This window comes from Pseudofrankia coriaricola (genome assembly GCF_001854805.1).
Taxonomy (GTDB): domain Bacteria; phylum Actinomycetota; class Actinomycetes; order Frankiales; family Frankiaceae; genus Pseudofrankia.
Genome location: NZ_MBLO01000074.1, coordinates 20,590 through 28,350 on the forward strand (window position 1 = coordinate 20,590; position 7,761 = coordinate 28,350).

The following is a 7,761-nucleotide window of genomic DNA, read 5'->3' on the forward strand; positions in this document are numbered from 1 at the left end:
CTGGTGAGCGTGATCGTCGGGGTGGTGTTCGCGTCGACGTACCGGCCGCCACGTCCCGCACCGTCGACCGCGATGCGCGGGAGTGTTCGACATGAGTGGTGATCCGTGTCGCTTGGCGCAGCGAAGCGCGCCGTTATTGCGACAATGGTCCAGGAAGGTAGGTCTGCCTACGGAGTATCCGTACCAAATCGTGGTTCACGCGACGCGAGCCGGGGCGGGCGGCTACCCGGTCAGGATCGACGATCAGGGGCCTGAGCAGTTGTCGTAGCGCCGGAGCGTGATGGGGGATGGCTTGTCGGCTGGTCTGGGCTTGTCGGCTGGTCTGACGGTTCGCCGCCGCGACGAGGTCTTCGTCGTGGAGCCAGGCCAGTCGTTCCTCGTGGGCCGGGACGCCACCGCCGATCTGGTGGTCGCCGACCCGCGGGTGTCCCGGCGCCACCTGCTGATCGAGCCGACGGCCGAGGGCTGGGAGGTCGTGGACCTCGGCAGCGGCGGGACGTGGCTGGCGGGGCGGCGGGTAAGCCGGGTGCCGGTCCGCGCCCAGTCCGAGTTCCGCCTGGGCTCGGCGGACGGGCCGCGCATCACCGTGGCCGTGGAGGCGGGGGCGCCCGCCACCATGCCGATCCGACGGCCGACGCCGCCCTCTCGGTCCCACGAGGAGACCGCCCTTCCGGCGTCGGGTCCGCCTGCGGACCCAGCCGGACTCGGCCGGCCGGCCGCCGGCGCGTCCGGCCGCCGGCTCGGCGGTGAACCGGATCCCGCACCGGACCGGGAAGGCGTTCTCGACACCACGGCGTTCGGCCGGCATCACGCCGAGCTGACCGCCCACATCGGTGACCTCGGCGCGTTGACCGGCCCGCGGCTCGGGTCTACCGGGCCGGGTTCCACGGCGGTGACCGAGCTCGGTGGCCTGGGCCCCGTCCACCCGCTGCGGCCCGGCCGGATGTCCGTCGGCCGTGCGCTGACGAACGACCTGGTCGTCGGCGACCTGCTCGCCTCCCGGAAGCACGCCGAGCTGACCGTCGGTCCCAACGGCGTGCGCGTCGTCGACCTCGGCTCGGCGAACGGCACCTACGTCAACGGCCGCAGGGTCGAACGGGCGTTGCTGCGTGCCGGCGACCTGATTGCCGTCGGCCACCACGTGTTCCACGCCGTCGGGGACGCCGACGACCCGTGGGCGGTCCCGACCCGGCTGGCCGAGTACCTGGACACCGGCGACGTCGCCTTCGAGGTGGAGGGCCTGTGCGTCGACGTCGACGGGGCCCGGCTACTGCACGACATCAGCTTCCGCTTACCCGGACGGGCGCTGCTCGCGGTGATCGGGCCCAGCGGGGCGGGGAAGACGACGCTGCTGGGCGCGCTCACCGGGTTCCGCCCGGCCGGCGCCGGAACCGTCCGTTATGCCGGCCGCGACCTGTATGCCGAGTACGACGAACTGCGCCGGCGCATCGGCTACGTGCCGCAGGACGACATCCTGCACACCACCCTCACCGTTCGCCAGGCCCTGGAGTACGGCGCCCGGCTGCGCTTCCCCGCCGAGACCACCCGGGCCGAGCGCGGCGCGCGTGTGGACGCCGTGCTCGCCGAGCTCGGCCTCACCGCGCGCGGGGCGGACGAGCTCGGCCTCGCCGACGCCACCGCGACCGGCGAGTGGACGCTGCCCAGTGGGGTCGACCTGTCCGACCGGCGGGTCACGACGCTGTCCGGCGGTCAGCGCAAGCGGACCAGCATCGCGCTCGAGCTGCTCACCCAGCCGACCCTGCTCTATCTCGACGAACCGACGTCCGGACTGGATCCCGGCCTCGACCAGGAGGTCATGCGATCGCTGCGCGGACTCGCGGACGACGGGCGGACGGTCGTCGTCGCGACCCACAGCGTGGCCCAGCTCGACCTGTGCGACTTCCTGCTGGTCCTCACCCGGGGCGGGCATGTGGCCTACTTCGGCCCGCCTCGGGGCGCGTTGCCTTTCCTCGGCCAGGGCAGCTGGGCGGACGCCTTCGGAGTTCTCGAGAGCGCCGACGGCGCGGCCCGGCTCGCCCGCCGGCACCGATCGTCGGTCCACCTCGCGAAGAACCCGCCCCCCGCGCCGGTCGCCCGGCGAGCCCGTGCGCCGCTGTCGACGCCGCGGCAGCAGCCGATGCTCTCCCAGCTGCTCACCCTGAGCCGCCGGTACGGGCGGATCATCGCCTCCGACCACTCCTACCTGCGCATGATCGTCGTCTATCCGTTCCTGCTGGGGCTCCTTCCACGGCTCGTCGAGACACCGCACGGGCTACGCGCGGTGCCAACGGGGGAGCCAAACCGGGACGCGATCCGGGTTCTGCTCGTCATCACGCTTGTGGCGAGTTTCCTGGGCATGTCCAACGCGATCCGCGAGATCGTCAAGGAACGGCCGGTCTACCTGCGTGAACGCGCCATCGGTCTGTCCACCACCGCTTATCTCGGCTCCAAGGCGCTGATCCTGACCATAATCACCTCGGCGCAGAGCGTAGTGATCACTATCATGGGTTTCGTGGGTCGGGCCCCGGCTGACGGGGTGCTTACCGGTCATCCGATGGTTGAGATGATGATCGTTGTCGCGGCGACCGGGACCGCCGCTGCCATGATGGGCCTCGCGGTGTCCGCGCTGGTCGACAACGCCGACAAGGCGATGCCGCCGCTGGTCGTGCTCTCCGCGGCGCAGCTGGTGCTGGCCGGCGCGCTGATTCCGCTCGCCGGTCGCCCTGGGCTGAACCAGCTGTCCTGGCTGTTGCCCGGCCGCTGGGGCGACGCCGCCGCGGCCTCGGTGACCGACCTCGTCGACGTCCAGAAGCTGACTGATCCGCGCCTCAACCCAGGGGTTCCCCCCGATCCACTCTGGCGGCACACGACGGAGACCCTGCTGCTCGACCTGGGTGCCCTTACGGCGCTTGGCCTGGCCAGCCTGGCCGCCGCCGGCCTGTTCCTTGGCCGGCTCGACCCCCGTTTCTCCCGCCCCCGCTCATCCGGCTGCCCGCCGAAGCCTGGGGGCCGCTCTCAGCCCTGAAGCAGAAGACGCCAGTGCTGCCTGACCCGGAATCGCCGAGAGCACCGGTCTGGCCGGTGCGGGCGTCGGCGCCGTCGGCGGGGAAGACCGGCGATCCGATTGACCTTCGGTTCGGACATTTGCGAGCATGCATTCACTTACTAGTCGGGTGGGTGCGGGTGGAGGAGCGTGGCTGTCACCGGTCGGCTCGCCCCTCGCGGCCAGCCGGTCGCCAGCGCGCCACGACGGACGGCCTGCCACCGGGGCCGTCGCGGCGGGGTAGCGCCGACCAGCAGGGGAGAGTCCATGGCCGACGAGCCGACGGGCGGGCGGTCCACCGACGCGCTCATCGACGGAACGTCCATCACCGACGAATGGTGCGCACATCATTTCGACCATTTATCGCAGGACGTCATTGACAACCTGTACCCGGTGTTGAACCGGATGCGGTCGACGTGCCCGGTCGCGCACAGCGATGTCTACGACGGCTACTGGGTCGTCACCAGGTACGACGAGGTGCTGCGCATCGCCCAGGACTGGGAGACGTACAGCTCTGCGTTCGGGCTGACCGTGCCGGTGGCCCCGATCGCCGTACGGAACCTGCCCGTCGAGATCGACCCACCGCTGCAGCGAGAGTTCAAGCGGCTGGTCAACCCGTTCTTCACACCCAAGGCCGTCAGGGCATGGGAGCCGCGGACCAGAGCACTGGTGAACCGCCTGATCGACGGCTTCGCCGACCGCGGCGCCTGTGACTTCATGGCCGATTTCGCCCGTCCATATCCCGCCCAGTCGTTCTTCGACGTCGCGATCAACGCGCCCGCGGACGAGGTCGAGTACGTCGCCTACCTGGCCAACAAGTCGGGCGCTCCGCAGGACCCTGAGGCCGCCGCGTCCTGGCGAGGCCTGTCCGAGTGGATCTCCGACTTCCTGACACAGCGCGGACGTCAGGAACCGAAGGGCGATGTCATCGACGCGATCCTGAACGCCGAGATCCAGGGCCGGCCGATCACCCAGGAGGAGATCGTCGGCACCGTCCAGCTCCTGATCCTGGGCGGGCTGGAGACGACGGCGGGCGCGCTCGGCCAGTCGATGCTCCGGTTCTGCGAACACCCGGAGATTCCGGCGCTGCTGCGCGAGAAGCCCGACCTGCTGGGGCGGGCGGTGGAGGAGTTCCTACGCCTGGACAGTCCGTTCGTGCAGATCACGCGCACCGCCATGCGCGACGTCGAGGTCGCCGGTCGCCAGATCAAGAAAGGCGACAAGGTGATCATCTACTGGGCCTCGGCGAACCGGGACCCGGGGGAGTTCGCGCACTCGGAGGACTTCGATCTCGACCGCGCCACGAACCGGCACCTCGCCTTCGGCGCCGGTCCGCACCGCTGTCTCGGCTCGAACCTGGCTCGGATGAACCTGCGCATCGCGCTCGAGGAACTGCTGCGGCGGCTGGACGACTTCCGGCTCCAGGACGGCGCCGAGATCGCGTTCCGCGCGACGGTGAACCGAGTGCTCCTCGCCGAGCCGATCAGCTTCACGGTCCGTTGATGACAGCCGGCCTGCCGACGTCGCGCGGCATCGAGCATCTGAACATCACGGTGGCCGACCTGGACGAGGTGACGGCGTTCCTCATCGACGTCTTCGGCTGCCAGACGCTGTACACGATGGGCCCGTTCGAAGGCCGCCGGGGCCCGTTCATGCGGGTCATCGCCAACGCCGACGTGCGCTCCGTCGTCCACTACGTGCGCGTGCTACGCAGCCCGTTCCTCAACATCGAGCTCTTCCAGGTGAGCACGCCCCGCCAGCGGAGAGAATGGCCCGACCTGCTGGACGTCGGCGGCTGGGGCCTCACCGCCGTCGTCGACGACATCGACGCGGCCGTCGAGTTCCTGGCGGAGCGGGACGTGTACGCACTCGGGGAACGCCGTTATCTGACCCCGTTCGGCCTGCACTTCGAGCTGGTACCGGCATCGACGGAACCCGCGCCCGTAGCCGAGCCGGCCTGGCGGCCGCGGCCCGGATCGCTGCCGGGATTCCGGGGCTTCGAACGACTGCGCGTCACGGTCGCCGACCTCGACGAGGCGAGCGCTTTCCTGGCGGGCGTCCTCGGGTTCCGCCGCGACGTGGACCTCCCACCGTGGCCACCGGGCGGTCCGGACGGCGGGTTGCGCGCCTTCGCCAACGTCGACGCGCGAGCCAGGCCGACCCGGGCCCGCGTGCTGTGCTCCTCGCACCTCGGCATCGAGCTCATCGAATGCCCGCCCTACCCCGGGCAGCAGCAGGTCTGGCCCGCGATGTTCGACGTCGGCGGCTGGCACCTGGCGATCTACGTCGACGACATCGACGCCGCCTTCGACGCGCTGACGACCCGGGACGTGCACATCCTCGGCCGCAAGAAGCCGGCATACGACTACGAGGCCGGCGACGAGGCCTACACCATCCACGGCCTCGCCCCGTTCGGCCTCTACTTCGAACTCGTGACATATCCGCGGGGACGGTACCGACAGGCCGACCACGCCGGACCAGCCTGGCACCCGGCCCTCGCCGCCAACCGATAGAGGAGTCCGGCCGCTCTGCCACCGCTGGCCGGGGGACTGTAACCCCCCGGCCTAGAGGCTCCGGGCAGGTACCGCCGAGCAAGGAACCCGATCGACCCGCCGCGCGGACTAGTACAAGAGCCCGCGGTCACGGATGACGTTAATAACTATAGTGATCCGCTCAGACGCGAGGAGTAGAACCGCGAGTCGCGAGATACCGCTGCAATTCCACATGACGGAACTGGTATACCGCTCCCACCTGACGTAGCACGCCCCGCTGCTCATGGGCATCCGACAGAAAGCGCATCAGCCGCCAAGGAAGCCGGCCGCGTAGCGCCAGCCAGTATCGGACTAGAGCAAACCTCGCCGATTGAGTTTGCCGGAGTCCGAACGCGAATCCCCAAAGTAGGCCAGTCAGAGCGCCGAAGGCTATTTTCCCCCCACTACTAGTTGCATCTGTCGCCGAAGCCGTGGCGACCCAGAAGACGAATAGTGCGGCTGCAGACGTAAGAATTTTGAAGCTTCGCTTATCTCGTGCAAGGAGCGTGCGGGGAGTCGCAGATTCTGTAAGATCTGCTGGCACGCCGGCGAAGAACCCTAAGATCAGAGGAAGTACAAGTAGCGCACCCAGTCGAGTTGCGCCCGTTCTAGACCAGCGTATTCTTTGGGCTGGTACGTTACTTCGCGGATTGGTCGCAAGCCCAACTAGGGTCGCCGCGACAACTCCAGCGAGGGCCCCGAACGGCAATCCCTCGGCAAGACCTGAGGCAAGTGCTACCGCCAAGGCGAAGGTGATGCTTGGCACTGCTTTTGATATCTCCCACCACCGAATGTCCGTGGAGCCGTTGAGATTGTGCTCGAGATGTCTGGCGAGGAAGATGAGCCAGTGCTCTGCCTGGACGGGCGACCAGGGGCAGCGTCGGGTGGGGTTTGGATGCTGCCGGTATGCGGCTCGGAGGAATCCTTCGAATAGATGTTGTTCGATGTGAGTACGGTCAGGAAACCGGGCCTGGTCGAGCATTTCGATCGGGTCGGGACGGCTGCCAGAGTGTTCACCGGGACGGGGGTTGTAGATAGTGCGGGCCAGGCTGACCATCAGAGGGGTGGTTAGAGCCTGTGCTGACGGCGTCGGCGTAGAGAAAGCGGTTAGTACCGGCATCCAGCGGCGAGCACCTGCCGATCCATCAGCCGAGCGACGCAGATATTCGGCGACATCGTCATGTCTCAGCGGGCATAGAGCGATACCTGCGGCGCCGGCCAGGCGCACCCCAGGATCTGTATGAGGGCTAGTTGCCTCGCTATATTGTCCACTCCGGGACAACAGGATGATTCCCTGTCCCGGTCCTAGCGCCTCGTTGATCCGGGCGATCGCGTAGCTACGACCCGCGTTGGAAATCTCATCCAGCCCGTCAAGGACTGGCAAAATCATCTTTTGGTCGAGCAATGCGCGCGCCCAGCTTCTCCTCGTTCGATCCGTCGCTGGAGCTCGCAGACCGGGATAGTCGACTGTCAACCGACGGTCAAGCCAGTCATACAATCCCTGATGTGCCGGGTTCCAGGATGCCAGCGAAATCAGGACTGGCACTGGTTTCCCGCGAGATCTACTAGTGAGGAGGTCGAGCACGAGCCGTACCGCGAGCATGGTCTTGCCGGCGCCGGGCTCCCCGAGTACAACCAACCGGCCGGTTGGAACCAGGTCCAGGACGTCGACGATGTGCCGGCCGCTGCCTGCCAGCTCGGCGGGGTCCGCAGCCCAGTCCCTAGGCCGAAGTTGCGTGATCTTGATGAAGTCCAGCGCCCTGACCAGCACACTTGCGGCGGACCGTATTCGCTCTACTGGCTACCGTTACTGAAGGTAGTCGATCTATCGCCTGAAGGTAGTCGCGTGGTCAGCGTTTCCGCAGCATACGCCGGCATTGGCCGTGTTCGCGGTGGTCCTCGTGAACCGCAGGCCGTCACGGACCGCGATGGGAGACCGCGAGGCGCGAGCTGATCGTCTTACTGTCTACCGCTCGCCCAACGCACACCAAAGTTCCAGGTAAAGACGATATTGATCTTTGGCGATCCGTAACTTCGGCCTAGGAGGGGGCCAGCCGGCGCCGATGGTGGCCAGCCGGGTGATGATGTCCCAGTCGTCGACCAGCTCCGGATCGGCTGGCTCCCAGCTCACCGGTAGGGGATAGGGCTCGTTGAGTCGCCGGATCGCGGCCTCGTCTTCCCACTGGC

General features: G+C 68.0%; 4 protein-coding genes and 1 pseudogene. 3 read left to right on the forward strand and 2 right to left on the reverse strand.

Annotated features, from left to right (window positions below):
- The first annotated feature begins 310 nt into the window (after window positions 1–310).
- From BCD48_RS13225 to BCD48_RS13235, 3 genes are all read left to right on the forward strand, one after another.
- Window positions 311–3,025 carry an FHA domain-containing protein gene (locus tag BCD48_RS13225; RefSeq protein ID WP_071048658.1) on the forward strand — a complete coding sequence of 905 codons (2,715 nt, stop codon included), beginning with the start codon at window positions 311–313 and terminating at the stop codon, window positions 3,023–3,025.
- Window positions 3,026–3,310: 285 nt separating this feature from the next.
- A complete protein-coding gene (locus tag BCD48_RS13230) occupies window positions 3,311–4,546 on the forward strand; it encodes a cytochrome P450 (RefSeq protein WP_071048659.1) in 1,236 nt (411 codons plus the stop codon).
- On the forward strand, window positions 4,546–5,556 hold the full coding sequence (locus BCD48_RS13235) for a VOC family protein (RefSeq protein WP_071048660.1): 1,011 nt from the start codon (window positions 4,546–4,548) through the stop codon (window positions 5,554–5,556). Before BCD48_RS13230 ends, BCD48_RS13235 begins: the two co-directional genes overlap by 1 nt.
- Before the next feature lie 160 nt (window positions 5,557–5,716).
- On the opposite strand, the gene BCD48_RS56530 is transcribed toward BCD48_RS13235, so the two are convergent.
- Both BCD48_RS56530 and BCD48_RS51220 read right to left on the reverse strand, forming a co-directional pair.
- Window positions 5,717–7,345, reverse strand: a complete 1,629-nt coding sequence (locus BCD48_RS56530; protein WP_116271505.1) for an NACHT domain-containing protein — start codon at window positions 7,343–7,345, stop codon at window positions 5,717–5,719.
- A 195-nt stretch (window positions 7,346–7,540) separates the two neighbouring features.
- Window positions 7,541–7,761: pseudogene (locus BCD48_RS51220) on the reverse strand (hypothetical protein); the annotation flags it as partial.